The following is a 23,592-nucleotide window of genomic DNA, read 5'->3' on the forward strand; positions in this document are numbered from 1 at the left end:
AGTCAAACATCGACTGCCGCCCACCTTCTGGCGAGAATCCGACATCACGTCGATCGTGAGCCGGGCAGTGGGGCCGGGCGGTCCGTGACGTCGAGTCCGGCACTCATTCCCCCGGAGTACGTCCGCTCGACCGCTCGTGCCTGCCGTGAATGTAACGGCTCCGGGTGTGGTGGGCGCGTGGTGCGAGCGGCCGATCGTTCTCGGGGTGCGCCCCACACTGAATGGTGTCTAGGCTTGATCCGGTGGTCCACGAGGCATGCCGGAGCGGTGCAGACGACACCCCGGCCAGGACGGCCACAGTCCCCGTCCTTCGAGGGGCGCCATCGACACCTCACGGACCTTCGCCTAGAGGGAAGAGGAATCGGTATGAGGTCACATCGCATCCGCACGAGCGCCGCAGCGATCACCGCTGTGGTGGCCCTCCCGCTCTCGCTCGGCGCTTTCGCCCCGCAGGCGTTCGCCGGTAACGCAGCATCCAGCACACCGAGCCCGTTCGGCCCGGGATGCTCCAAGCTGCCGCACAGCGGCAAGGGCAGTGCCACCGGCATGTCCAAGGAGCGCGTGGCCACGGCGGCGGCCAACAACCCGAAACTGACCAAGCTGGCACTCGCGTTGAAGGACGCCGGGCTCACCACCAAGCTCAACGATGCGAAGCACATCACGGTCTTCGCTCCCACGAACGCGGCCTTCGACAAGATTTCCAAGACGCAGCTTGCCGGCCTGCTCAAGGACAAGCCGAAACTCAAGAAGGTCCTGACCTACCACGTCGTGGACAAGACCATCACCCCCAGCGAGCTTCCCAACGGCAGCTTCAAGACGCTGGAGGGCTCCAAGCTCAAGACCTCCGGGTCGGGAACGTCGTTCAAGGTCAACGACACCGCCAAGATCGTCTGCGGGGACGTCAAGACGGCCAATGCCACCGTCTACCTCGTTGACGAGGTGCTCATGCCCCCGTCCTAGGACCAGCTCCGCTTCGGGCCTCGATCGGCCGGTGACAGGTGTACGGTCCCGCCTCCCGCTCCCAGGGAGGCGGGACCACCGGCCCGGGGCAGCCGAGACCGATGTCCCGGCGAAAGTGCCCGCAGGCCCGCAGGCCTCGTCACCTTGGGCTCTTCGCGAAGCACTCCGATTCTGGCTGTTGGTTCCAGGCAACGTCTGGTCATGCTGCTCGTGACCGAGAGGGGCGATTTCATTGCCTGATTGATCTGATCTCTGACATCAGGCCGGGCTTCTTCTGGCCTGCGTAGATGGGGGTCTCCTGGTGAGTGCTATGCGTGATATCTGGCATTCACCTGGTGTGAAAGGTCGCGGCAGCTGGCGATGAAGTCGTTTGCGGCTTCAGGAGTGACCAAGGTAAGGGTGTGCGCTGCTCTGTCCCAGAGGTCTTTCAGCGACATGTTGCCGGTATGACGCCTGCTCAGCTGCACACGACGACAGACGATGTCCGGGTGTTCCCGGCCGGTCTGACGCTGCCAGAGGGCCAGAGGGCCAGAGGGCCAGAGGGCCAGAGGGCCAGAGGCAGAGCAGGCCATCGGTGCGAACTGACAGCATGGCCCCATGGATGCAGTGGATCTCAGCAAACTCGTTGTGCGTCGCGTCAGGGAGTCGGAGGCAGACGCGCTGGTCGGTATCGACTCGGTCGCGGTTGAAGGTGACAGGGAGCGAGTGGCGAGTATCCGAAGGTGGTGTCAGCAGGGCCTGGTGGTCGTAGCGGAAGGTGCGTCTGGCCTGGTTGGTTACTGTGTAGTTGAGTACACATTCTTCGAACAGGGCTTCGTCACGATGCTGATGGTTGCACCATCTGCTCGCGGCAGAGGCGTTGGGCGTCGGTTGCTGGACGCCGTGGCGGCCTCGTGCGAAACCCAGAAGTTGTTCACCTCGACCAACGTCTCCAACCAGCCGATGCAGCAGCTGCTGCAACGAGCTGGGTGGAGGCCAGTCGGCCTTCTCCACGGCCTTGATGAGGGTGACCCCGAACTGTTCTACCTCTGCCAGACGCAGACCAGGACAATGCACCTGTGACCCGTGACGTGACGGCGGCCGCACGGGTTCTTCGAGTGCGACCAAGAAGTGGGCCGGTGCGGCCTTACACCTTCCGCGTGTACCCGAAGGTCCTCAGCGTGCCGCGCTGGCCCGGCGTTCGGGTGCGCCCGAGTCGTGTTCAACGACGCGTTGCGCGCCCGCAAGGGGCCGAAGATCGCTGAGCCCCGGTTCAAATCCCGCAAGGACAGTCGGCAGTCGGTCCGCTTCACCCGGAACGCGCGGAGGGCGGTCAGGGCCGCGACCTGCGCCGCTGCTCCGGTAGCTCGACCCGATCACCACCCTTGTAGGCCGACGAGGAGAAATCATGGACAGAACGATGTGGGACGGGGTGGAGAAGTTGCGCGGGTGGCTCGACGCCGAGGATCAGGCCGCGGCCGGTGACGTGAGGCTGCTGCGAGTCCTCAAGATCGCGGAGGAGGTTGGGGAGGTCTCCGAGGCCGTCACCGGCGCCCTCGGCGCCAACCCTCGCAAGGGCGACAGCCATGGTTGGTCGGACGTCGAGAAGGAGTTGAGCGACGTCATCGTGACCGCTGCAGTGGCCCTGGCCACGATCAGCCCGGACCCGGAGAAGGCGCTCGCCGAGCGCGTCCAGGGCCTACTGGCCCGCCTCGACCTGGACTGACCCGGACGCGGACGTCGCGTAGAAGGGCCTGCACAGCCGCTTGAGGCTGTGCAGGCCCTTCTACGGGTCCCCTGATGTGCTGTCGCACAGCCGTTCAGCCGCGCGTCTCCCACGTCTCCCGAGTGGGAGAAGAGTGGGAGACGATCATGACGCGTGGATGTGCGAAAGCGTCAGATTGTGCTAGGTGGTGCTGGGTGTGGTGACTCGGTCAACCGGCGGACTCGCCCGCGTGCGGGCTCAGAACCCCGGCGCCGACCAGGATGAAGAGCAGAATGCCCAGAATGATTCGGTAGACCACGAAGGGCATGAAGCTCTTGGTCGTGATGAACTTCATGAACCAAGCGATGACGGCGTAGCCGACACCGAACGCGATCAGTGTGGCGAAGACGGTCGGCCCCCAGGACACATGTCCCTGGCCCGCGTCCTTCAGTTCGAAGACCCCCGAGGCCAGCACCGCCGGGATGGCCAGCAGGAAGGAGTAGCGGGCCGCCGCCTCGCGGGTGTAGCCCATCAGCAGACCGCCGCTGATGGTGGCGCCGGAACGGGAGACACCCGGAACCAGCGCCATCGCCTGGCAGAAACCGAAGATGAGACCGTCCTTCACCCCCAGCTCCTTGAGCGTCTTGCGCTCCTTGCTGGCCCGGTGCCTGCCGCCCGCCTCGTCGCGGGCGGCGAGACGGTCCGCGATGCCCAGGACGATGCCCATCACGACCAGCGTGGTGGCGATCAGCCGCAGATCCCGGAACGGGCCCTCGACCTGGTCCTTGAGCGTCACGCCGAGCACGCCGATGGGGATCGAGCCGACGATGACCAGCCAGCCCATCTGTGCGTCGTGGTCGCTCCGCATCGACCGGTCGACCAGTGAACGGAACCAGGCCGAGACGATCCGGACGATGTCCTTGCGGAAGTAGATGAGGACGGCCGCCTCCGTGCCGATCTGGGTGATGGCGGTGAACGCCGCACCCGGGTCGTGCCAGCCGGCGAACGCTGAGGTGAGTCGCAGATGCGCGCTGGAGGAGATCGGCAGGAACTCGGTCAGTCCCTGAACGAGGCCCAGGACGAACGATTCGAACCAGCTCATGGGGCTTTGGCCATCCCGGAGGTGATCGTGCATCGGCCGACGGCCGTGAGAGCCGTCGGCAGCGTGCGGATGAGGAGAATGAGGGCACGGCTGCGCCGCGCCCGGATATTTCGGTCGGTCGCGGGCAGGGTATCGCCCTCAGATGAACAGCATTACGTATACCCCCGCGCCGCTGCACGCCCCCGCGCGTACCGGATCACTCGGCGGCGAGGCGGTGGCGCTTGCGCCAGGCGACGACGGCCGCGCCGACCCCCGTGAGCACGATGAACCCGGTCGCGGCCAGGAACGCGGGCGACGTCGGTGACGAGGCCTCGCTGCCCGCGACGACATACGCGGCGGTGTTCGGGACCGAACCGAGCCCCGTGGCCACGAGGAAAGGCGAATACCTCATGCGTGAGACCGCCGCGCAGTAGTTGGCCGCCGCGAAGGGCACACCCGGAAACAGACGCAGGGCCAGCATCGAGCGGAATCCGTGCCGGCTCAACTGACCGTCCGCCGCCTTGAGCCAGCGCCCGCGCAGCAGCGTACGGAGCGCGTCCTGCCCCAGTACCCGGCCCAGCGCGAACGAGATGCCCGCGCCGAGCACCGTGCCCGCCAGCGAGGCGGCCAGGCCCGCCTGCGAACCGAACAGCGCACCGGCGGCGAGGTTGAGCAGCGGCCGCGGCACGAAGGCCACGGTGCACACGCCGTACGCGACGGCGAACAGCACGATCGCGGTGGCGCCCCCGCTCAGCCGGGTGGGCCAGCCGGTGGCGAGCAGCCGTTGGGGGTCGAGGAGCAGCGTCGTCGCCGCGGCGCCCAGAAGCACCGCCACGAGCAGTGAGAACCGGGACCAGGGCGAGAGCAGAGCCCTCGTACAGCGCACGGCGAGGCCGGGGGCGGGCCGGGCGGCGGGGACGGGGTCGAGCATGCGGGGAGACTAACCGACACCCGTGTGTGATCGCCGTCATGCGAACGGTACGTACCGGGCGGCCACCCGCGCCGACGCCGACGTCCTGGGGCGACGCGGCCGGGGCGCCGGGGCGGAGGCCGAACTCCCTTGTCCACCCGCGCCGTCCGCACGGGAAAACCATTCGACGTCACCATGTCCCTCGGCCATCATCGGAGCCATGTTCCGGTACGCCTTCCTCGCAGCGTCGTCCGCAGTCGCGGACGCGCCGAAGGCTGCCGTGAGCCCCGTCACCGCAGCGGCAGTCGTCGCAGCAGCGTTCGCCGCTGCCGCAGCGCCCATCGGCGGCGCCCGAAGCTGACCCTCCCCCGACAGTCCGGCGGACCCCGCAAGGGGAGGGTCGGCGGGGCCCTGGGGTCTTCTCACTCAGCTTCGAATTCCAAGGAATGAGCCATGCCCAAGACGGCATACGTGCGCACCAAGCCCCACCTCAACATCGGCACCATGGGCCACGTCGACCATGGCAAGACCACCCTGACCGCGGCCATCACCAAGGTCCTCAGCGACCGGGGAACCGGGACGTACGTCCCGTTCGACCGGATCGACCGGGCGCCGGAGGAGACGCAGCGCGGCATCACCATCAACATCGCGCACGTCGAGTACGAGACCGACACCCGTCACTACGCGCATGTCGACATGCCGGGGCACGCCGACTACATCAAGAACATGGTCACCGGCGCCGCCCAGCTCGACGGGGCGATCCTGGTCGTCTCCGCGCTCGACGGCATCATGCCGCAGACCGCCGAGCACGTACTGCTCGCCCGCCAAGTGGGCGTCGACCACATCGTCGTCGCCCTCAACAAGGCCGACGCGGGCGACCCGGAGCTGACCGACCTCGTCGAGCTCGAGGTCCGCGAGCTGCTCTCCGCGCACGGCTACGGCGGTGACTCCGCCCCCGTCATCCGGGTGTCGGGCCTCAAGGCCCTGGAGGGCGACCCGCGCTGGACCTCGGCCGTCGAGGCGCTGCTGGACGCCGTCGACACGTATGTGCCGATGCCGGTCCGCTACACGGACGCGCCGTTCCTGCTGTCGGTGGAGAACGTTCTGACCATCACCGGCCGGGGCACCGTCGTCACCGGGGCGGTCGAGCGCGGCACCGTGCGGGTCGGCGACCGGGTGTCGGTGCTGGGCCCGGACATCGAGACCGTCGTCACCGGTCTGGAGACCTTCGGGAAGCCGATGGAGTCCGCCGAGGCCGGCGACAACGTGGCCCTGCTGCTGCGCGGTGTGGAGCGCGACCGGGTCCGCCGCGGCCATGTGGTGGCGGCCCCCGGCAGTGTGACGCCGAGCCGACGCTTCACCGCGCAGGTGTACGTCCTGTCGGCGCGGGAGGGCGGTCGGACCACCCCGGTCACGACCGGCTACCGGCCGCAGTTCTACATCCGCACCGCGGACGTCGTCGGAGACGTCGACCTCGGCGCGGTGGCGGTGGCGCGACCCGGTGACACGGTCGACCTGACCGTCGAACTGGGCCGTGACGTCCCGCTGGAGACCGGACTCGGTTTCGCGATCCGCGAGGGCGGCCGCACCGTCGGCGCGGGCACCGTCACCGGACTGCTCTGAGACGTGCCGCACCAGGGGCCCGCCTCCCGTACCCCACGGGAGGCGGGCCCGATGTCGTGCGCGAGACTGACGGCATGACAGAGACTGCACTTGTGCTCGGTGCCGGCGGTGTCACCGGCGGCGCCTGGGAGACCGGAATTCTGCACGGGCTCGCGAAGGCGGGCGTGGACCTCGGCGGCGTCGACGTGATCATCGGCAGCTCGGCGGGCGCGGTGGTCGGCGCGCAGCTGGCCTCCGGGCTGGTCGGTCTTCCCGAACTGTACGAACTCCAGCTCGCCGATCCGCAGGGCATGACCGGCGGCAGGCTCGGCGTGCCGACCCTCCTGCGCTATACGGGAGCCGTGCTGTCCTCGCGTACTCCCGAGGCGTACGGCCGGAAGCTGGGCCGGATCGCGCGAGGCGCCCGCCTCGCTGTCACGGCGGAGCAACGGCGCGCGGCCATCGCCGATCGCCTTCCGTCGTCCGACTGGCCCGAGCGGGCCCTGCGCGTCACCGCGGTCGACGCGGCCACAGGCGAACTCCACACGTTCGACAAGGACAGTGGAATCCCGCTCGTGGACGCAGTCACCGCGAGTTCCGCCGTCCCGGCCGTCTGGCCCCTCGCCACCGTCGACGGGCGGTCCTGGATCGACGGAGGAGTGCACTCCACGGCCAACGCCCATCTCGCCGAGGGCTACGGACGCGTCGTCGTCATCGCTCCGGCGGCCAGTGGCAACAAGGTCGTCGTCTCGCCGCGCTCGCAGGCGGCCGAGCTCGCCGCGAAGGGCGCCCGCGTGGAGGTCATCACCCCGGACGCGGCGGCGAAGAAGGCCTTCGGGCGCAACCCCCTCGACCCGGCGTGCCGGGCCGCGGCGGCCCGAGCCGGGCTCGCGCAGTCGGCCGCGCACACCGAAGCCGTCATCGCGGTCATGAGCGGCTGATCGTTCACCGCACAATGGGGGAGTGAACGAGTCGATACCCGTCATCAGGGACGTGGACCAGGGCACCGCCAGGCTCCTCCCGGACGTCGACCGGGACAGGGCCTGGCTGCTCACCGTCGACGGCGCACCCCAGTCGTACGTCGACCTCGACGCGCCGGACCATCTCGAATTCGAGTACGTACGACGCCTCGCGCACGTCGTGGACTGCGCCGCGGCACCGGGCGCACCGCTGGACGTGCTCCACCTCGGCGGTGGTGCGCTCACCCTGCCCCGCTACGTGGCCGCGACCAGGCCGGGATCCCGCCAGGACGTCGCGGAGGCCGACCTCGGGCTCCTCGCCCTGGTCGCCGAGCAACTGCCGGTCCCCGACGGCAGCGGGATCGCCGTGCACGGCGAGGACGCTCGTAGCCGGCTGGAACGGACGCCGCCGGGATCCCTCGACGTCCTGGTCGCGGATGTCTTCGGCGGCTCCCGGGTACCCGCCCACCTCACCACCGTCGAGTACGCCGGGGCCGCCCGCCGGGCGCTGCGCGACAGGGGGACGTACGCCGCCAATCTCGCGGACGGCGTACCGTTCGACTTCCTCCGCTCTCAACTGGCCACCTTCGCGGCCGTCTTCGAAGAGCTCGCGCTGATCGCCGAACCGGCGGTGCTGCGCGGTCGGCGCTTCGGCAATGTCGTCCTGGTCGCCTCCCGAAGCCCCATCGACACCGCGGCGCTGACCCGCCGCTGCGCCGCCGACGCCTTCCCCGCCAGGGTCGAGCACGGCCTCGCGCTGGACCGGCTCACCGGAGCCGCCCGGCCGGTCGGGGACGGTGAGGCGGTCGCCTCACCCGAGCCGCCCGACGGAGCCTTCGGCATCGGCTGAGGACGACCGCGGGGCCTTGGCCGCCACCACCTCGGTGGTGGTGGCACGGGTCAGATTGCGTACCTCGGGCACGAACAGCACGGCGCCGGTGACCAGCACGATCAAGGCCGCGCAGCCCCAGAGGGCCTGGCTGCGCCCGACCAGGGCCTCGATCGGACCGGCGAGCGCGGTGGCGACCGGCATCATGGCGACCGAGCCGAACCAGTCGTACGCCGAGACGCGCGACAGTTTCTCCTCCGGGATCTCCTGGTGCATGGTCGTCATCCACGAGACTCCGAACACCTCGATGGCGACGCCGCTGACGAACATCACCATGCAGAGCCCGGCCACCGGCAGCGGGACCGCGAGCCCGGCCGACGGCAGGGCCAGCGGGAAGACGCAGAGGGTTCCGGCCAGCAGCAGCCGTCGGGGCTTCCAACGCGTCATCAAGAACGCGCCGCCCAGCGTGCCGACCCCGAACGCGGCGAGCGCGAAGCCCCAGGGACGGGCGCCACCGAGCTCGTCCCGGGCGACCAGCGGCCCGTACACCGACTCGGCGGCCCCCACAGCTGCGACCACCACCGAGAACTGGGCCACGATGCTCCACAGCCAGGGGCGGCCGATGAACTCCCGCCAGCCGTCGCGCAGATCGGCGAGCAGCCCGCAGCCCGGCGCGCGCGGGGGAATGTGGCGGACGTCGAGGAAGGCGCGGAGCGCACCCGCCACCGCGAAGGACGCGGCATCGATGGCCAGCACCCAGCCCGGATCCATCGCGGCGATCATGGCGCCGCCGAGCGCCGCCCCGCCGATCGTCGCGCCCTGCATGGCCATCCGGAACAGGGCGAAGGCGCGGCTCGCCTGCTCACGGCTGACGCTGGACATCAACATGCCCTCGGCCGCCGGGTTGAAGAACGCCTGCCCGGTCCCGCACAGCGCGGTGAGCAGCATCATCTGCCACAGCTTCGGATCGCCGGCGAGCACGAGCCAGGCGAAGGCGGATTGCGAGACGCAGTTGAGGGCGTTCGCCGCGACCATCACACGGTGGCGGGGCAGGCGGTCCGCGACCGCCCCGCCGATCAACAGGAAGAGCACCAGCGGTGCGGCCCTGGCGGCGGCGACCAGACCGACGTCGCCGCCGTCGCCGCCCGACTCGAGAACGGCGAACGCCGCCGCGATCAGCGCGCCATGGGTGCCCAGGCCCGTGATGATCGCGGCGGTGGTCAGGAGCCGGTAATTGCGGTCGGAGCGGCGCACAGGGGGAGCGGGGGCGGAAGCTGCAGTCACCAACGGACTATCGCCGCCGCGCCCTCGTCGTGCCAACTGCTTTCCCGGCGGCGGTGAGGGTCAGGAGGACGGGGCGACGTCCACCAGCCGCACAGTGCTCAGGATCTGCTGGATCGTCGTGTCCGGGAGTTCGTCCTTGACGTTGTGGGCTCCGTAGAGGACCCAGGAAGCGAACTCGCCCTTCTTGTTCTTGAAGGTGAAGGCGATCGTCTTGCCGTCGCTGTCACACTTCTTCCGCTTCGTGACATTCGGGGCGGTGGCTGTGACGACCTGGCCGGTGAGACCCGACTTGGTGGTGTACTGCTTGGCCTCGGTGAACTTGATGGTGCTCTGCGGCATGTGCTGCGCGTAGGCGGCCCACGCCCAGGTGCCGGCCTCGCTGTGGGCGTTCTTGGCCGCGTCGGTGGCGCCCTGGGCGCCCCTGGTGCCCGCGCTGGCCAGGCTCATGTCCTCCTTGGTGCCGTCCTTGTCGGAGTCGTCCACGCACCACTTGCTCTGGTAGTACGACGGTGCGGAGAAACCGATGAGGGGCGAGCCGTCACCCTTCTTGTCGTCCTCGAAGTACGAGAACGTGCCGGGAGAGCCGACCTCCCAGTCCCCGGGCACGTCGAACTGCGTGCCCCACTTGGGGTTGGTGACGACCTTCCAGCCGGCGATCAGGGGCTTGGCGTCCCCGTCGGTGCCGCGCGGATTCGCCTCGGACTCGGATTCGGACGGCTTGGCGGGCGCCGAGGAGTTCTTGTCGTCCGCGACGTCCTTGCCCTTGTTGTCGTCCTTGTTCATCACGACGACACCGGTGACCACGGCAGCCACGACGACGGCGGTGGCCGCGACGATCGCGATGGCGGTGGTCTTCTTCTTCCCGCCGTCCGGCTGCGGACCACCGGGAGGGCCGGGGACCGCGTACTGCGGCACGGTCGGCTGCTGGTACGGGTTCGGCTGCGGGTAGCCGGGCTGCTGGCCCGCTTGCGGATACCCCGGCTGCTGACCCGATTGCGGATACCCCGCCTGCTGTCCGGGGTGACCCTGCTGCTGATACCCCGGCTGCTGGTAGGGATTCGGCTGCTGGTACCCCGGCTGCTGATACGGGTTCTGGTTCTGGTTCTGGTCCTGCGGGTTCTGCTCGCCCCCGGGCGGCTGCTGTCCTGGCCACATGGCGAGTAACGATAGAGGGGCGCCGACCGCTCGGCTACGTCCGCCCCCGTGAGCGGATGGTGAAGGCGGCGACCGGGCGAGGGAGTGTGGGGATCCCGGGGATGGCCAAACCCATTTACTGATGAGTAACATCTGGTCATGAGCGCTGAACAGATGACCGTCGGCGAGATGCTCGTCGCGACGGTTCCGATGGCCCGGACCCTCAATCTCGAATTCCTGCAGACGACCGCCGAGCGAGCGGTGGTCCGCCTGCCGGACCAGGCCGACTACCACAACCACCTCGCCGGACCGCACGCCGGCGCGATGTTCACGCTCGCGGAGTCGGCGAGCGGCGCGATCGTCATCGCCGCCTTCGGCGACCAGCTGTCACGCGCCGTGCCGCTGGCGGTGAAGGCGGAGATCGCCTACAAGAAGCTCGCCAAGGGCGCCGTCACGGCGACGGCCACCCTCGGCCGCCCGGTGGCCGACGTCGTCGCCGAACTGGACGAGGGCCGGCGGCCCGAGTTCCCCGTGCTCATCGAGATCCGACGCGCGGACGGCGCCGTGACCGGTGAGATGACGGTCGTCTGGACTCTGCGCCCCAACGCCTGATTCCGGGCGGCTCCCCCGAAGGGCCGACCGCGCACCCCCGCCGGGGCGAGCGCGGCGGCCTTTCGTGCTGTCCGGGCCGATGGCGGGACAGGTAGCATTCCCGCCGTGCGCCGAGGAGTTGTCCGGCGAGCCACGAGTCGTCATCACGGGAGGAACCGGCGTTGCACATCCAGGAGTGGCTGGAGACCGTTCCCGCGGTCAGCGTGTACGTCCTGGTGGGCGTTGTCATCGGACTTGAGAGCCTCGGCATTCCGCTGCCGGGTGAGATCGTCCTGGTCAGCGCCGCACTTCTGTCGGCCGGGCACGACGGGATCAATCCATGGGTCCTCGGGGCCTGTGCCTCGGCCGGCGCGGTCGTCGGAGACTCGATCGGATACGCCATCGGCCGCAAGGGCGGACGGCCGCTCCTGGCCCGGCTCGGCGGGAAGTTCCCCAAGCACTTCGGTGTGAGCCAGATCGCCATGGCGGAGCGGTCGTTCCAGAAGTGGGGCATGTGGGCGGTGTTCTTCGGCCGCTTCGTCGCACTGCTGCGGATCTTCGCGGGGCCGTTGGCCGGCGTGCTGCACATGCCGTACTGGAGGTTCCTGATCGCGAACGTGCTCGGCGGCATCGTCTGGGCCGGCGGCACCACGGCCGTCGTCTACTCGGTGGGCGTCGTCGCCGAGGCCTGGCTCAAGCGGTTCTCCTATCTCGGCCTGGTGGTCGCGGTGCTGATCGGTGTGACCTCGATGCTGATCCTGAAGAACCGGGCCAAGAAGGCGGCGGCGCAGTCGTCGACCGCGACCGTGCCCGACGCGGGGGCCGTACCGGCCGCGGACTGACCGGCGGCGACCGGCCGGAGGCGGCTGTGCCGGCGGGCGACGAGGCGGCTCGGCGGAACCGTTCGCCGAGCCCTCGGCTCCGTTCAGCTCTCGTGTGCCTGTCGGTGCGCCTTGGCGAGCTCCACGTAGCCGACCGCGTTGAACCTGACGCCTTCCAGCTCCTCCTCGGTCAGCTGCCGCTTGACCTTGGCGGGGACTCCCGCGACGAGCGACCCCGGCGGCACCTGCATCCCCTGCGGCACCAGCGCCTGCGCCGCGATCAGTGAACCGGCCCCGATGCGGGCACCGTTGAGGACGGTGGACCCCATGCCGACCAGGACGTCGTCCTCGATGGTGCAGCCGTGGAGCACGGCGTTGTGCCCGACGGAGACGCGCTCGCCGACCGTGACGGGGAACCCGGGGTCCACGTGGACACTGCAGTTGTCCTGGATGTTGCTGTCGGCGCCGATGGAGATGGGGCCGCAGTCGGCGCGCAGTACGGCGTGGTACCAGACGCTGGAGCCCGCGGCCATAGTGATCTCACCGATCACGACCGACGTCGGTGCGGTGAAGGCCTCCGCATCGATGACCGGCTCCTTGCCGCCCATGGCCGTGATCAACGCCTGCTCTGACATCGCCCGTTCCTCCGTGCTCAGGTGTGGTGCGGTCGCGGTCGTCCGATCGCGTCAGGAAGACGGTATGCGACGGGCGGGGGACCGCCGCCGAGTGGGGTGAACATCACAGGAGGTCGCGGTGATCGTGCCGGGTGCCGCCGACTACCGTGTGCGAGTGCCGAAGAACAGGAACACGTTCTCTTCCCTTGCCGCCTGGCGTCGGCGCGCCCTGTCCAGGGCCGTCCACCGCGGCTGGCGCTGGGTGCAGGAGTCGGGCGCGGTCACCGCGGAACACCCCGGTCCGCTGCGGTTCGGCCGGATCGGCGCGGGCACCCGGCTGGCCTTCCCGCAGGGCACCGTCTTCGGGGAGCCGTGGATCGAGCTCGGCGCGCACTGCGTGATCGGTGAACAGGTCACGCTGACTGCCGGACTCATGCCCGACCTGGACCTCGGCCCGGAGCCGATCCTGACCCTGGGGGACGGAGTGGTGCTCGGTCGTGGCAGTCATATCGTCGCCGACACCCGGGTGACCATCGGCTCGGACACCTACTGCGGACCGTATGTCTACATCACGTCCACCAACCACAGTTACGACGATCCGCACGAGCCGGTCGGCAAGCAGTGGCCCCGCATGGAGCCCGTATCCATCGGACCGGGCTGCTGGATCGGCACCGGAGCGGTGATCCTCCCGGGGGCCGCGCTCGGGCGCAATGTGGTGGTCGCGGCGGGGGCGGTGGTGCGGGGGGAGGTGCCCGACCGGGCGGTGGTGGCCGGTGCTCCTGCCCGTGTGGTGCGCAGCTGGGATCCCGAGAAGGGCTGGCAGCCCCCGCTGCGCACCCCGGCCCCGGTGCCGATCCCTTCGGGTGTCACGCCCGAGCAACTGCTGGCCCTGGCGGAGCCGGGCGAGGCATCGGGTCCGGCGGGGGACTGACGCCTTCGGGATCCGGTCCCTCAACCGGTTGCCAGCAGCACCGTGCCGACCAGGGCGAGGCCGGCCCCGGCCGCCTGCACCCCGCGCAGCCGTTCCCCCAGCACTCCGCGCGCGGCCAGGGCCGTGACCACCGGATAGAGCGAGGCGAGCACGGCGGCCACGGTGACCGGGCCGTGCTGCGCGGCCAGCGAGTACGTGCCGTTGGCTGCGACATCCGCGAGCCCGACGAACGCCAGGGCGGGCAGTGCAGCCGGCACCGCGGCACTCCCGCCCTCCTCCGGCAGCGCGCGTGCCCCGCGGCGCACCGATGCGTACAGGGCCGTACCGCCCACGGCGATATTGGTCAGGCGCTGGACGAAGAGCGCCAGGAAGAGTCCGGTGACATCGGTGGACGCCTCCGCGATCAAGGACATCACCGACCCGAAGCCGAACGCGGCCACCAGCGTCAGCAACACCGCCCGGCGCTGCACCGGCGCCCCGCGCAGTTGCGGACCGCCGGAGAGCACGATGCCCACCACGGCGACGGCGACGCCCGCGAACTGCAGCAGCCCCGGCCGTTCCCCGACGATGATCCCGACGCTCACCGGCACGGCGACCCCCAGCGATCCCAGCGGGGAGACCACCCCCATCGGGCCCAGAGCCAGGGCCTTGTAGAAGCTCAGCATCGCGATCGGTCCGACAGCCCCGGCGGCGACGGCGAACCAGAGCTGCGGTCCCGCCTCGCTCCAGCCGCCGGTCGCGAGCACGACGGTCCCCAGCACCACGGCGGCGATGGTCTGCGAGACGACCACCACGGTGAGCGCGGGCACGCGTCGCGTGAGCAGCCCGCCGCCGAAGTCGGCCAACCCCCAGAGAAGGCTGGTGGCCAAGGCGAAGACTGCTGTCATTGCGTGCCTCGCAGTACAGTGCGGTGAATGGTGGGTACATCACACCGTAGTGCAGTATTTTCGACCCTGTCATCCAAAATATTGGACGGAATGTGTCTGACCTCGATCAGCTCACCCAGTCGCTGGCGCGCAATCTGAAGCGCTGGCGCGGGGAACGCGGCTTCACCCTGGACGCACTCGCAGCCCGTGCCGGGGTCAGCCGCGGCATGATCATCCAGATCGAGCAGGCCCGCACCAACCCGAGCGTCGGCACCACCGTCAAGCTCGCCGACGCGCTGGGCGTCAGCATCACCACCCTGCTCGACTACGAGCAGGGCTCACCGGTGCGGCTGGTGCCCGAGAGCCAGGCGGTACGCATGTGGTCGACGGAGGCGGGCAGTTCGACCACCCTGCTCGTCGGCACGGAGGCCAGAGGGCCCCTCGAACTCTGGTCGTGGCGTCTGATGCCGGGCGACAGCAGTGCCTCGGACCCGCACCCCGAAGGCACCGTCGAGCTGCTCCACGTCACCGCGGGCGAGCTCACCCTGGTCGTCGACGGGACCGCTTACGCCGTACCCACCGGCGGCTCGGCCACCTTCGAGGCGCACCATCCGCACGTCTACCGCAATGACGGCTCCGAGCCCGCCGAGATCACCATGGCGGTGTCCATCCCGCCCGTACGGTGAGACGCTCAACCGACGGCCTTCGGGGCGCTGTTAGCGTGGCGCGCATGCGCGCACCCATCGGATCCTTCGAGAACGCCGGACCGGCAGCCGACCGCCTCGACCTGCTCACCACGCCCGTCGCCACCGCTGTGCGCGAGGGCTGGAGCGGTGTCCCCGCCGAGCAGATCATTCATGTCGACACGGATCCGGCGATCGCCGACACGGCGGTCTTCGTCGAGCACCACGGCGCGGAGCTGCTCGACCGGTCGGCCAACTGCGTGGTGGTGGCGGGCAAGCGCGGCGGCGAGGTGACGTTGGCGGCCTGCCTCGTCCTCTCCCACTCCCGCGTCGATGTGAACGGTGCGGTCCGCAAGCACCTCGGCGCCCGCAAGGCGTCCTTCGCCCCGATGGACACGGCGGTCGGCGAGACCGGCATGGAGTACGGCGGAATCACCCCCATCGGCCTCCCGGCCGCCTGGCCGCTGCTGATCGATCCCGCCGTCGTGGACGAGGCATGGGTGCTGATCGGCAGCGGCAGCCGGCGGGGCAAGCTGATCGTCCCGGGCAAGGCACTGGCGGCGCTGCCGGGAGCGGTGGTCGTCGAGGGACTGGGCGTCCGGGGCTGAGCTCAGCGCTGCGCACGGCCGAACGCCCGGACCGGTGCTCCGCCCCGGTGCGACGGCAGCCAGTGGGACGAGAAGTCGACGGCGTCGGTGATGCGGAACAGACGGCTCGTCGACGAGCCCACGGGACCGGTGCGCACGGCCGCGCCGTCGCTCGTGTGGGAGAAGTCCGCCCCCAGGGCTGCGAAGTCGCTGTCGTCCAGCGCGACGTCCTCGTACTCCCACCACTGGCGTCGGCCCGCGGCCGTCACCACACAGCGATACGTGCGGCGGGGCGGCGCGGGCACCCGGTACTCACCGAGATGGAACGCGGTGCAGGTGTCGAACCCGGTGCCCAGCAGCAGCACTTGGGCCCGCAGGTCGTAGAGGCGGGCCAACGGGGAGTCCTCGCCGAGGTGGCAGTCGGGGCGGTGGTGCGCCACCAGTTCCCGGGCCGAGGGGCCGAGCGCGACGAAGGACGTCTGGGGGTGGCCGCTTCGGGCCGCCCCCTCGGTGAGCCGTACGGTCTCCGCGAGACGACCCATCGACGGTGCGGGCGAGGTAGCCGGGTCGAAGGGCGGCATGCCCGCCCGCACGGCCTCCCGGGCCCGCTCGGTGAGACCGCGCACGCGGTCGAGGTAGTGCGTGGAGGTGTCGGAGTTCTCCGGGGTGAACGCCGGGACGACGAGTGTGCCGCGTACCCCGAGGACGTCCCGCAACGCATCGACCACCGCCCCGGGCCCGCCGCTCACCGGCCCCACCGCACGCATCGACGCGTGCACCAGCAGAACACCGTTCCGCTCCACGCCCAGATCGGTCAGTTGTCCGGACAGCCCGGCGCGGCTGTGGCGGACGGTCGTCGCAGTCGCAGCAGTAGTACCCACAGCCCGTCATTCTCCCAGCCGGGCGCCGAATGTGACACCGCGCACATCCGTACGAGAGACGGACGTCCTGCCGCTACCGGTCCAGCGCGGGAATCTCGATCGCGGGGCAGCGATCCATGACCATGTCGAGCCCGGCCGCGCGCGTGCGTTCGTACGCCTCGGTGTCGACCACCCCGAGCTGGAACCAGACCGCCTTCGCCCCTGCCGCCACCGCCTCGTCGGCCACGGCGCCCGCCAGTTCGCTGTTGACGAAGACGTCCACCACATCGACCGGGAACGGAATGTCGGCCAGCGACGCATAGCCGTCCTCGCCATGGACCCGCTCCGCCTTCGGGTGCACCGGGACCACGCGCTTGCCGAAGCGCTGAAGCACCTCGGCGACGCGGTAGGCCGCGCGCGACCGATTGCCGGACAGGCCCACCACGGCCCAGGTCTCGCCCGAGTTCCGGAGAATCCTGCTGATCGTCTCTGCGTCTGCGTACATGATCGGGACAACGGACGGGGGACCGGGACCATTCCCGGCCGGGGCATAGGGTGGCCGGATGCAGGAGCAGTACCGGACCGTCGCCCGAGCGGGCGTGCACGAGACCGAGATCAACCGGTCGCGCTTCATCTGCGCGCTCGCCCCCGCCGCCACCGAACAGGAGGCGCAGGACTTCGTCGCACGCGTCCGCAGGGAACACCCGACCGCCACCCACAACTGCTTCGCCTACGTGATCGGCGCCGATGCCTCCGTGCAGAAGGCGAGCGACGACGGAGAGCCCGGGGGTACCGCCGGCGTCCCCATGCTGCAGATGCTGACACGCCGGGAGATGCGGTACGTCGTCGCCGTCGTCACCCGCTACTACGGGGGTGTGAAGCTCGGTGCGGGCGGGCTGATCCGGGCGTACGGAGGAGCGGTCGGCGAGGCCCTCGACGCACTCGGCACCATCACCCGTCGGCGGTTCCGCCTCGCGACGATCACTGTCGGCCATCAGCGCGCCGGCAAGCTGGAGAACGATCTCCGAGCCACCGGACGAACCGTGCGCGAGGTCCGTTACGCGGAGGCCGTCGTCATCGAGATCGGACTGCCGGACGCCGACGTGGAGTCGTTCCGCGGCTGGCTTGCCGATGCCACGGCGGGCGAGGCCGAGCTGGAGCTGGGCGGCGAGGCGTACGAGGAATCCTGACCGGGCCCGTCCGCACGCCCCCACCGCACATTCCCGGCGTCACGGGGCACTCTCGGGCCTTGATCGGCCTTGCCGGACAATGGGCCCATGACCCGTCTCCTGACCAGCAGTGACCTTCTGGCCGTGCTCGATCCGGAAGCCTCCCTGTCCGCACTGCGGGAGGGCCTTCGTCACGCCGGCCCTCCCACGCCTGCCGGGCAGCGCGTGCGCACGGATCTGCCGTTCCCGGGTACGGCGACGGCTCTCATACCCGGACTGCTGCCGGGCATCGACGCGTACACCGTCAAGGTCAACGCCAAGTTCCCCGGTGCCCGGCCGGCGTTGCGTGGTGTGATCTGTCTGCACAGCGGCCGGGACGGCGAACTCCTCGCCCTTCTCGACTCCGCCACCGTCACGGCCTGGCGCACCGGACTGGCCGCGGCCCTCGGCACTCACGTCCTCGCCGTACCCGACCCCGCGGGCGAAGCGGTGCTGGGCATCGTCGGCGCGGGTGCACAGGCCGAGATCATGGTCCGTGGACTACGGAGTCTGCGCGGCTTCCGCGAACTCGTGGTGCACGACACCGATCCGGAACGCGCCACGCGATTCGCCGCACGGCACCACGGACGGGTCCTCGGCTCCGCGGCCGACATCGCCGCCGTCGCCGACGTCGTCCTGCTCTCCACCTGGTCCCGCACCCCCTGCTGTACCTCGCCGACAGCCGCCCCGGGCAGCACTTCACCACGCTCGGCGCCGATGAGCCCGGCAAGCAGGAGATCTCCGCCGACCTGCTCACCTCCGCCCTCCTCGTCGTCGACGACCGCGAGCAGGCCGCGGCGATGGGAGCCCTGGCCGCGGCGGGGCTTCCGGCCACCGCCGCGGACGCCACCCTCGGTGAGCTGCTCAGAGGCACGCATCCCGGCCGTACCCCCGGCACGAGCCGCTCCGTCTACGCACCCGTCGGGCTCCCCTGGCAGGACCTGGCCCTCGCCTGGGCCGCGTACCGTCGGGCGGAACAGCTCTCCGTCGGAACGCGGATCGATCTTCTCGCCTGAAGGCCACGGTGGCGGTCGATGGTGATGGGACACTGTGGTCGGTGAGGGAAGAGGGGCTCACCGCCGTCGATGTGGCCGATGCGGACAACGAGGCTCCGCGCCGGACGGACCGAGCACGGCGCGACAGACCCGGGCCCCGGGGGGAGGAAGAGAACAATGCAGGTCGGAGCCGACTCTTGAGGATTCTGCACACGTCGGACTGGCACCTGGGACGGTCGTTCCACCGGGTCTCCCTGCTCGAAGCCCAGGCCGCCTACCTGGACCACCTCGTGGCGACGGTGCGCGACCACGAGGTGGACGCGGTCCTCGTCGCGGGTGATGTGTACGACAGGGCCGTTCCTCCGCTGTCCGCGGTCGAGCTCTTCGACGACGCGCTGCACCGGCTCGCCGCCGCCGGTGTGCCCACCGTGATGATCTCCGGCAACCACGACTCGGCACGCAGGCTGGGCGTCGGCGCAGGCCTGATCGGGCGGGCCGGAATCCATCTGCGTACCGATCCCGCCCACTGCGCCACCCCTGTCGTCCTGTGCGACGCACACGGCGATGTGGCGTTCTACGGGCTGCCGTACCTGGAACCGGCCCTGGTGAAGGACGTCTTCAAGGCGGAGCGCGCCGGGCACGAGGCGGTGCTGACCGCGGCCATGGACCGGGTCCGCGCCGACCTCGCGAGCCGCCCCGGCACCACCAGGTCCGTGGTGCTCGCCCATGCCTTCGTCGCGGGCGGCGAGCCCAGTGACAGTGAACGCGACATCACCGTGGGCGGGGTGGCCGCCGTGCCTGCCGGAGTCTTCGACGGCGTCGACTATGTCGCGCTCGGGCACCTGCACGGCTGTCAGACGGTCACCGACCGGGTCCGCTACTCGGGCTCGCCGCTGGCCTACTCCTTCTCCGAGGTCGCCCACCGCAAGACGATGTGGCTGATCGACCTCGACGCCTCGGGCACGATCGCCGCCGAGCGCATCGACTGTCCGGTGCCCCGTCCGCTCGCCAGGCTCCGCGGCCGCCTCGACACCCTCGTCGACGACCCCGCGCTGGAACGGCACCGGGAGTCCTGGGTGGAGGCCACCCTCACCGACCCGGTGCGTCCGGTCGAGCCGATGGCCCGCCTCGTCGAGCGGTTCCCGCACACACTCAGCCTCGTCTTCGAACCCGACCGGGCCCCCGACGACCCGCTCGCCTCGTATGCCCAGCGTCTCAAGGGGCGCGACGACCAGCAGATCGCGGAGGACTTCGTGGCGCATGTGCGGGGCGGGTCCGCAGCGGACGAGCAGGAGCGCACGGTACTGCGCGGCGCATTCGACCACGTACGGGTGGACGATGGCGTGCGCGAGGTGAACCGTTGAGACTCCACCGGCTCACCCTCACCGCCTTCGGACCGTTCGGTCTCACCCAGGACATCGACTTCGACGCCCTCTCCTCGGCCGGGATCTTTCTGCTGCACGGGCCGACCGGAGCCGGCAAGACCTCGGTCCTGGACGCCGTCTGCTACGGCCTCTACGGCGCGGTGCCCGGCGCCCGCCAGAGCCCCGGCACCTCTCTGCGCAGCGACCACGCCCCCGCGGACCTTCCCACCGAGGTCACGCTGGAACTGACCGTCGGCGGCCGACGCCTCGAAGTCACCCGGCGCCCCGCACAGCCCCGCCCCAAGAAGAAGGGCAGCGGCTTCACGACGGAGAAGGCCCAGAGCTGGCTGCGCGCGTACGCCCCCGACGACGGCTGGCAGCAGCTGAGCCGTTCGCACCAGGAGATCGGCGAGGAGATCACCCAGCTCATCGGCATGAGCCGGGACCAGTTCTGCCAGGTGGTCCTGCTGCCGCAGGGCGACTTCGCGCGCTTTCTGCGTGCCGATGCCGAGGCGCGCGGCAAACTGCTCGGCAGGCTCTTCGACACCCGCCGTTTCGCCGCCGTCGAGGAACGCCTGGCCGAACTGCGCCGCACCGCCGAAGCACAGGTGCGGACCGGCGACGAACGCGTCCTCGCGGTCGCCCAGCGGATCGCCCAGGCCGCCGGTCCGGCCGCCAGTGAATCACCGCTGCCCGACATCCAGCCCGGCGAGCCGGGACTCGCCGACGGCGTGCTGGCGTGGGCCGCCACGGCCCGTAGCGCCGCCCGCGAACGGCTCGACATCGCCGCGTGTGTGCTGACCACGGCCGACGACCGGCGGACGGCCGCCCGACTGACCCTCGACGCCGAACGTGAACTCGCCGGACTCCAGCGGCGGCACGAGGAGACGCAGCGTCGCGCCACCGCACTCGAAGCCGGCCGCCCCGACCACGACCGGCACCGGGAACGGCTCGCGCGGGCCCGCGCCGCCGACCTCGTGGCCCCCGCGCTGGAGCTGCGCGATGAGGCCGAGCGTGCCTACCGCACGGTCCGCGAAGCCCGTGACCGCGCCCGTGCGTTGCTGCCCGACACCCTGGCCGACGCCGGCGGGGAACACCTGGCGGAGCTGGAGCGAAAGCTCAGGCAGGAGCTCGGCGGGCTCGACGCCGCACAGCGCGCCGAGCGGCGCGGTGCGGAGATCGAGGCCGAGCGGGCCGGACTGGAGCGCCAGGCCCGCGCGGACGACGAACTGATCCATGAGGCGAAGGGCTGGCTGGCCGACTGGGAATCCGTCCGGCACGGCCTGCGGGCACGCATCGAGGAGGCCCAGGAGGCGGCGACCCGGGCCGAACACCTCGCCGGCCGCCTGGAGCCGGCCCGCGCACGGCTGGATGCCGCTCGCCGCCGGGACGCGCTCGCCGTCGAGGCGTCGGCGGCCGCCGAGCGGCTGGCCGTGGCCCGTGAGCGGGCCGCAGGCGCCCACGAGTCGTGGCTGGAGCTGCGCGAACGACGACTGCGCGACATCGCCGCGGAGCTGGCCGCCGAGCTGGTGGACGGCGAGGACTGCAAGGTCTGCGGCTCGGCCGACCACCCCAGGCCCGCACGCGCGGCCGACGGCCATGTCGACCGGGCGACCGAGGAAAGGGCCCTGGACGCCTACCGGCGGGCCGAAGAGGCGCGCACGGAAGCGGACCGGGAGCTGGGGGTCGTCCGGGAGAAGCACATGGCGGCCCGCGCCGCCGCACAGTCCGTGGTGCCGCAGCCCAGGGACGGCGCCGACGCCGCAGAGCCCGCCCGGGTCGCTGCTGCCGGTTCGGTCGCGTCCGGGGCGATCGACGACGGTGCGGCCCGTGGCGAGCAGTCCCCTCCGACTTCCGCCGCCGATCCCGCCACCGACCCCACGGTCGTCGAACTCGGCACCCTCGTCGATGACGTGACGCGCCGTCATGCCCAGGCGCACCGGCAGGCCGCCGGTATGCACGCGGCGCGTGAGGCCCTCGCGGTCGCCGAGCGGGAACAGTCCGAGCGTCTTGAGGGTCTGCGGCTGGCCGAGCGCCGGGCCGCGGCCCGCACCTCTCTGCGTGAAGGCCTGGACCGTGAACAGGCTTCACTGGAGGCCCAATTGGTGAACGCCCGGGGTGACTTCGGCAGCGTCGCCGAGCATGCCGCCCTGCTGGAGCGCCGGGTCGGTCTGCTGGCCGAGGCCGCCGAGGCGGTACGCGAGGAGGAGACGGCCGCCCTGCGTCGCAAGGAGGCCGACGGCCGGCTCGCGGACGCCGCGTTCCGGGCCGGGTTCGCCACCCCGCAGGCCGCCGCCGCGAGCCTCCTCACCGATACCGAGCAGCGCGAACTCCAGCGTCTGGTCGACGCCTGGCAGTCCGAGTCGGCCGCCGTGGCCGACCGGCTCGCCGAGACCGCGACCCGTACCGCCGCGCAGAGCCCCCCGGCCGCGGTGGATGTCGCCGCGGCCGCGTACGACACGGCCGAGCGGCTGCTGCGGGACGCCTCGGCGACGCTGGCCGCCGCACGCGAGCGCTGTGCCGAGCTCAGCAGACTGTCGCGCTCCGCCGCAAACGAGGTGCGCGGGCTCGGTCCGCTGCGCGAGGAGTACGACCGGGTCGCACGGCTGGCCGGGCTCACCGCGGGTACGTCCGCGGACAACGAACGCAAGATGCGGCTGGAGTCGTACGTGCTCGCGGCCCGGCTCGAACAGGTCGCCGCGGCCGCCACCGCACGGCTGCAGCGGATGTCGTCCGGCCGCTACACGCTGGTCCACTCCGACGCCCGCACCGGCGGACGCAGATCGGGCCTCGGCCTGCATGTCGTCGACGCCTGGACCGGACGCGAGCGCGACACGGCGACGCTCTCGGGCGGCGAGACCTTCTTCGCCTCGCTCGCCCTCGCGCTCGGCCTCGCCGATGTCGTCACCGACGAGGCGGGCGGCGTACGGCTGGACACACTGTTCATCGACGAGGGCTTCGGCAGCCTGGACGACCAGACCCTCGACGAGGTGCTCGACGTACTGGACTCGCTGCGCGAGCGGGACCGCAGCGTCGGCATCGTCAGCCATGTCGCGGATCTGCGCCGCCGCATCCCCGCTCAGCTCGAAGTGGTGAAGGAGCGGCACGGATCGGCGGTACGGCACCACACACCGGGGGCGGTCAGCGGCTGATGGCGCGCCGGGGGAGCGGGGAGGAGTAGACGACGCTCGTGGTCACGGAGCCGAGCGCGCCGATCCTCCCCGAGACCTCCTCCAGATGACGCATCGAGCGGGCGGTGACCTTCAGTACAAAGCAGTCGTCGCCGGTGACGTGGTGGGCCTCCACGATCTCCGGAGTCGTATCGAGCAGATCGTGGAACGGCTTGTAATTGCCGTTCGGGTAGCGCAGCCGTACGAGCGCGAGAATCGCCAGCCCCAGTCGTTCCGGGTCGACCACCGCGGTGTAGCCGCTGATCACCCCGGCCTCCTCCAGTCTGCGCACGCGCTCGGTCACGGCGCTCGGGGACATCGCCACCTCCCGCGCCAGCTCGGCGAATGTCGCACGGCCCGCGCGTTGCAGGACATCGAGGATGCGCCAGTCCGTCGAGTCCGGGGAATAGTCGGTCATGCCCGGAAGACAACAGGGAAATCACCGGCGGATCAAGAGTT

At 70.8% G+C, this 23,592-nt stretch carries 24 protein-coding genes and 1 pseudogene; 16 read left to right on the top strand and 9 right to left on the bottom strand.

The features are described from left to right. Positions 1 to 366 precede the first annotated feature (366 nt). The 3 genes from ACF1B9_RS27285 to ACF1B9_RS27295 all read left to right on the top strand — a co-directional run bounded on the left by ACF1B9_RS27285 (position 367) and on the right by ACF1B9_RS27295 (position 2,665). Entirely contained in the window at positions 367 to 960 is a 594-nt protein-coding gene (locus ACF1B9_RS27285) for a fasciclin domain-containing protein (RefSeq protein ID WP_391745011.1), read from the top strand. A 597-nt stretch (positions 961 to 1,557) separates the two neighbouring features. After that, entirely contained in the window at positions 1,558 to 2,022 is a 465-nt protein-coding gene (locus tag ACF1B9_RS27290; protein ID WP_391745009.1) for a GNAT family N-acetyltransferase, read from the top strand. Between the two features lie 325 nt (positions 2,023 to 2,347). Beyond that, positions 2,348 to 2,665 carry a MazG-like family protein gene (locus ACF1B9_RS27295; protein WP_391745007.1) on the top strand — a complete coding sequence of 106 codons (318 nt, stop codon included), beginning with the start codon at positions 2,348 to 2,350 and terminating at the stop codon, positions 2,663 to 2,665. A gap of 208 nt (positions 2,666 to 2,873) precedes the next feature. Here the strand turns inward: ACF1B9_RS27295 and ACF1B9_RS27300 are convergent, their stop codons facing one another. Continuing rightward, positions 2,874 to 3,746 (bottom strand): undecaprenyl-diphosphate phosphatase, encoded by an 873-nt coding sequence (locus tag ACF1B9_RS27300; protein WP_391745006.1) that lies wholly within the window; start codon positions 3,744 to 3,746, stop codon positions 2,874 to 2,876. A 196-nt stretch (positions 3,747 to 3,942) separates the two neighbouring features. Continuing rightward, a complete protein-coding gene (locus ACF1B9_RS27305) occupies positions 3,943 to 4,656 on the bottom strand; it encodes a TVP38/TMEM64 family protein (RefSeq protein ID WP_391745005.1) in 714 nt (237 codons plus the stop codon). 199 nt (positions 4,657 to 4,855) lie between these two features. Between ACF1B9_RS27305 and ACF1B9_RS27310 the strand changes: the two genes are divergently transcribed. The 4 genes from ACF1B9_RS27310 to ACF1B9_RS27325 all read left to right on the top strand — a co-directional run bounded on the left by ACF1B9_RS27310 (position 4,856) and on the right by ACF1B9_RS27325 (position 8,046). Then, positions 4,856 to 4,996 (top strand): hypothetical protein, encoded by a 141-nt coding sequence (locus ACF1B9_RS27310; protein WP_391745003.1) that lies wholly within the window; start codon positions 4,856 to 4,858, stop codon positions 4,994 to 4,996. 92 nt (positions 4,997 to 5,088) lie between these two features. Then, complete coding sequence (tuf, locus tag ACF1B9_RS27315; RefSeq protein ID WP_365692149.1) at positions 5,089 to 6,258, top strand: elongation factor Tu; 1,170 nt, start codon at positions 5,089 to 5,091, stop codon at positions 6,256 to 6,258. A gap of 74 nt (positions 6,259 to 6,332) precedes the next feature. After that, positions 6,333 to 7,178: a patatin-like phospholipase family protein gene (locus tag ACF1B9_RS27320; RefSeq protein ID WP_391745001.1), complete on the top strand. Its 846-nt coding sequence runs from the start codon at positions 6,333 to 6,335 to the stop codon at positions 7,176 to 7,178. A 22-nt stretch (positions 7,179 to 7,200) separates the two neighbouring features. Next, on the top strand, positions 7,201 to 8,046 hold the full coding sequence (locus ACF1B9_RS27325; protein ID WP_391744999.1) for a spermidine synthase: 846 nt from the start codon (positions 7,201 to 7,203) through the stop codon (positions 8,044 to 8,046). On the opposite strand, the gene ACF1B9_RS27330 is transcribed toward ACF1B9_RS27325, so the two are convergent. Together ACF1B9_RS27330 and ACF1B9_RS27335 are read right to left on the bottom strand one after the other, a co-directional pair. Then, the gene (locus ACF1B9_RS27330) at positions 8,008 to 9,309 is read right to left on the bottom strand and encodes an MFS transporter (protein ID WP_391744997.1); all 1,302 of its coding nucleotides are present in this window, start codon (positions 9,307 to 9,309) and stop codon (positions 8,008 to 8,010) included. The genes ACF1B9_RS27325 and ACF1B9_RS27330 overlap by 39 nt on opposite strands. 60 nt (positions 9,310 to 9,369) lie before the next feature. Continuing rightward, positions 9,370 to 10,464, bottom strand: a complete 1,095-nt coding sequence (locus ACF1B9_RS27335; protein ID WP_391744995.1) for a hypothetical protein — start codon at positions 10,462 to 10,464, stop codon at positions 9,370 to 9,372. Between the two features lie 153 nt (positions 10,465 to 10,617). On the opposite strand from ACF1B9_RS27335, the gene ACF1B9_RS27340 reads away from it, so the two are divergent. Further along, the gene (locus tag ACF1B9_RS27340) at positions 10,618 to 11,055 is read left to right on the top strand and encodes a DUF4442 domain-containing protein (protein WP_391745091.1); all 438 of its coding nucleotides are present in this window, start codon (positions 10,618 to 10,620) and stop codon (positions 11,053 to 11,055) included. 161 nt (positions 11,056 to 11,216) lie between these two features. After that, complete coding sequence (locus ACF1B9_RS27345; RefSeq protein ID WP_391744994.1) at positions 11,217 to 11,876, top strand: DedA family protein; 660 nt, start codon at positions 11,217 to 11,219, stop codon at positions 11,874 to 11,876. A gap of 83 nt (positions 11,877 to 11,959) precedes the next feature. Here ACF1B9_RS27345 and ACF1B9_RS27350 read toward each other — a convergent pair whose 3' ends face one another. Beyond that, positions 11,960 to 12,490, bottom strand: coding sequence for a gamma carbonic anhydrase family protein (locus ACF1B9_RS27350; RefSeq protein ID WP_391744993.1), 531 nt, complete (start codon positions 12,488 to 12,490; stop codon positions 11,960 to 11,962). A 154-nt stretch (positions 12,491 to 12,644) separates the two neighbouring features. Here ACF1B9_RS27350 and ACF1B9_RS27355 point away from each other — a divergent pair, with 154 nt between their 5' ends. Beyond that, entirely contained in the window at positions 12,645 to 13,400 is a 756-nt protein-coding gene (locus ACF1B9_RS27355) for an acyltransferase (RefSeq protein WP_391744991.1), read from the top strand. 20 nt (positions 13,401 to 13,420) lie between these two features. On the opposite strand, the gene ACF1B9_RS27360 is transcribed toward ACF1B9_RS27355, so the two are convergent. Beyond that, the gene (locus tag ACF1B9_RS27360) at positions 13,421 to 14,287 is read right to left on the bottom strand and encodes an EamA family transporter (protein WP_391744990.1); all 867 of its coding nucleotides are present in this window, start codon (positions 14,285 to 14,287) and stop codon (positions 13,421 to 13,423) included. 92 nt (positions 14,288 to 14,379) lie between these two features. Between ACF1B9_RS27360 and ACF1B9_RS27365 the strand changes: the two genes are divergently transcribed. Both ACF1B9_RS27365 and ACF1B9_RS27370 read left to right on the top strand, forming a co-directional pair. Further along, positions 14,380 to 14,952: an XRE family transcriptional regulator gene (locus ACF1B9_RS27365; RefSeq protein ID WP_351085716.1), complete on the top strand. Its 573-nt coding sequence runs from the start codon at positions 14,380 to 14,382 to the stop codon at positions 14,950 to 14,952. A gap of 44 nt (positions 14,953 to 14,996) precedes the next feature. Further along, positions 14,997 to 15,557: a YbaK/EbsC family protein gene (locus ACF1B9_RS27370; protein WP_391744989.1), complete on the top strand. Its 561-nt coding sequence runs from the start codon at positions 14,997 to 14,999 to the stop codon at positions 15,555 to 15,557. A gap of 2 nt (positions 15,558 to 15,559) precedes the next feature. Here ACF1B9_RS27370 and ACF1B9_RS27375 read toward each other — a convergent pair whose 3' ends face one another. Further along, positions 15,560 to 16,417: an aminoglycoside N(3)-acetyltransferase gene (locus ACF1B9_RS27375; RefSeq protein ID WP_391744988.1), complete on the bottom strand. Its 858-nt coding sequence runs from the start codon at positions 16,415 to 16,417 to the stop codon at positions 15,560 to 15,562. 73 nt (positions 16,418 to 16,490) lie between these two features. Next, on the bottom strand, positions 16,491 to 16,901 hold the full coding sequence (locus ACF1B9_RS27380) for a CoA-binding protein (protein WP_391744987.1): 411 nt from the start codon (positions 16,899 to 16,901) through the stop codon (positions 16,491 to 16,493). A gap of 58 nt (positions 16,902 to 16,959) precedes the next feature. Between ACF1B9_RS27380 and ACF1B9_RS27385 the strand changes: the two genes are divergently transcribed. From ACF1B9_RS27385 to ACF1B9_RS27400, 4 genes and pseudogenes are all read left to right on the top strand, one after another. Further along, positions 16,960 to 17,586: a YigZ family protein gene (locus ACF1B9_RS27385; RefSeq protein WP_391744985.1), complete on the top strand. Its 627-nt coding sequence runs from the start codon at positions 16,960 to 16,962 to the stop codon at positions 17,584 to 17,586. 87 nt (positions 17,587 to 17,673) lie between these two features. Continuing rightward, positions 17,674 to 18,620: pseudogene (locus tag ACF1B9_RS27390) on the top strand (ornithine cyclodeaminase family protein). Between the two features lie 176 nt (positions 18,621 to 18,796). Continuing rightward, positions 18,797 to 19,963, top strand: coding sequence for an exonuclease SbcCD subunit D (locus ACF1B9_RS27395; RefSeq protein ID WP_391744983.1), 1,167 nt, complete (start codon positions 18,797 to 18,799; stop codon positions 19,961 to 19,963). Beyond that, positions 19,960 to 23,115, top strand: a complete 3,156-nt coding sequence (locus ACF1B9_RS27400) for an AAA family ATPase (RefSeq protein ID WP_391744981.1) — start codon at positions 19,960 to 19,962, stop codon at positions 23,113 to 23,115. The genes ACF1B9_RS27395 and ACF1B9_RS27400 overlap by 4 nt, the downstream gene beginning before the upstream one ends. Here the strand turns inward: ACF1B9_RS27400 and ACF1B9_RS27405 are convergent. Then, positions 23,105 to 23,551, bottom strand: coding sequence for an Lrp/AsnC family transcriptional regulator (locus tag ACF1B9_RS27405; RefSeq protein WP_376217742.1), 447 nt, complete (start codon positions 23,549 to 23,551; stop codon positions 23,105 to 23,107). The genes ACF1B9_RS27400 and ACF1B9_RS27405 overlap by 11 nt on opposite strands. Positions 23,552 to 23,592 lie beyond the last annotated feature (41 nt).

Source organism: Streptomyces sp. NPDC014727, from assembly GCF_043083485.1.
Classification (GTDB): Bacteria; Actinomycetota; Actinomycetes; order Streptomycetales; family Streptomycetaceae; genus Streptomyces.

What these genes read in the sequence shown, in the direction of transcription:
- ACF1B9_RS27285 (WP_391745011.1), top strand. Translation starts at nt 367, where the DNA reads ATGAGGTCACATCGCATCCGCACGAGCGCCGCAGCGATCACCGCTGTG.
- ACF1B9_RS27290 (WP_391745009.1), top strand. Translation starts at nt 1,558, where the DNA reads ATGGATGCAGTGGATCTCAGCAAACTCGTTGTGCGTCGCGTCAGGGAG.
- ACF1B9_RS27295 (WP_391745007.1), top strand. Translation starts at nt 2,348, where the DNA reads ATGGACAGAACGATGTGGGACGGGGTGGAGAAGTTGCGCGGGTGGCTC.
- ACF1B9_RS27300 (WP_391745006.1), bottom strand. Translation starts at nt 3,746, where the DNA reads ATGAGCTGGTTCGAATCGTTCGTCCTGGGCCTCGTTCAGGGACTGACC.
- ACF1B9_RS27305 (WP_391745005.1), bottom strand. Translation starts at nt 4,656, where the DNA reads ATGCTCGACCCCGTCCCCGCCGCCCGGCCCGCCCCCGGCCTCGCCGTG.
- ACF1B9_RS27310 (WP_391745003.1), top strand. Translation starts at nt 4,856, where the DNA reads ATGTTCCGGTACGCCTTCCTCGCAGCGTCGTCCGCAGTCGCGGACGCG.
- tuf (WP_365692149.1), top strand. Translation starts at nt 5,089, where the DNA reads ATGCCCAAGACGGCATACGTGCGCACCAAGCCCCACCTCAACATCGGC.
- ACF1B9_RS27320 (WP_391745001.1), top strand. Translation starts at nt 6,333, where the DNA reads ATGACAGAGACTGCACTTGTGCTCGGTGCCGGCGGTGTCACCGGCGGC.
- ACF1B9_RS27335 (WP_391744995.1), bottom strand. Translation starts at nt 10,464, where the DNA reads ATGTGGCCAGGACAGCAGCCGCCCGGGGGCGAGCAGAACCCGCAGGAC.
- ACF1B9_RS27340 (WP_391745091.1), top strand. Translation starts at nt 10,618, where the DNA reads ATGACCGTCGGCGAGATGCTCGTCGCGACGGTTCCGATGGCCCGGACC.
- ACF1B9_RS27350 (WP_391744993.1), bottom strand. Translation starts at nt 12,490, where the DNA reads ATGTCAGAGCAGGCGTTGATCACGGCCATGGGCGGCAAGGAGCCGGTC.
- ACF1B9_RS27360 (WP_391744990.1), bottom strand. Translation starts at nt 14,287, where the DNA reads ATGACAGCAGTCTTCGCCTTGGCCACCAGCCTTCTCTGGGGGTTGGCC.
- ACF1B9_RS27370 (WP_391744989.1), top strand. Translation starts at nt 14,997, where the DNA reads ATGCGCGCACCCATCGGATCCTTCGAGAACGCCGGACCGGCAGCCGAC.
- ACF1B9_RS27380 (WP_391744987.1), bottom strand. Translation starts at nt 16,901, where the DNA reads ATGTACGCAGACGCAGAGACGATCAGCAGGATTCTCCGGAACTCGGGC.
- ACF1B9_RS27385 (WP_391744985.1), top strand. Translation starts at nt 16,960, where the DNA reads ATGCAGGAGCAGTACCGGACCGTCGCCCGAGCGGGCGTGCACGAGACC.
- ACF1B9_RS27405 (WP_376217742.1), bottom strand. Translation starts at nt 23,551, where the DNA reads ATGACCGACTATTCCCCGGACTCGACGGACTGGCGCATCCTCGATGTC.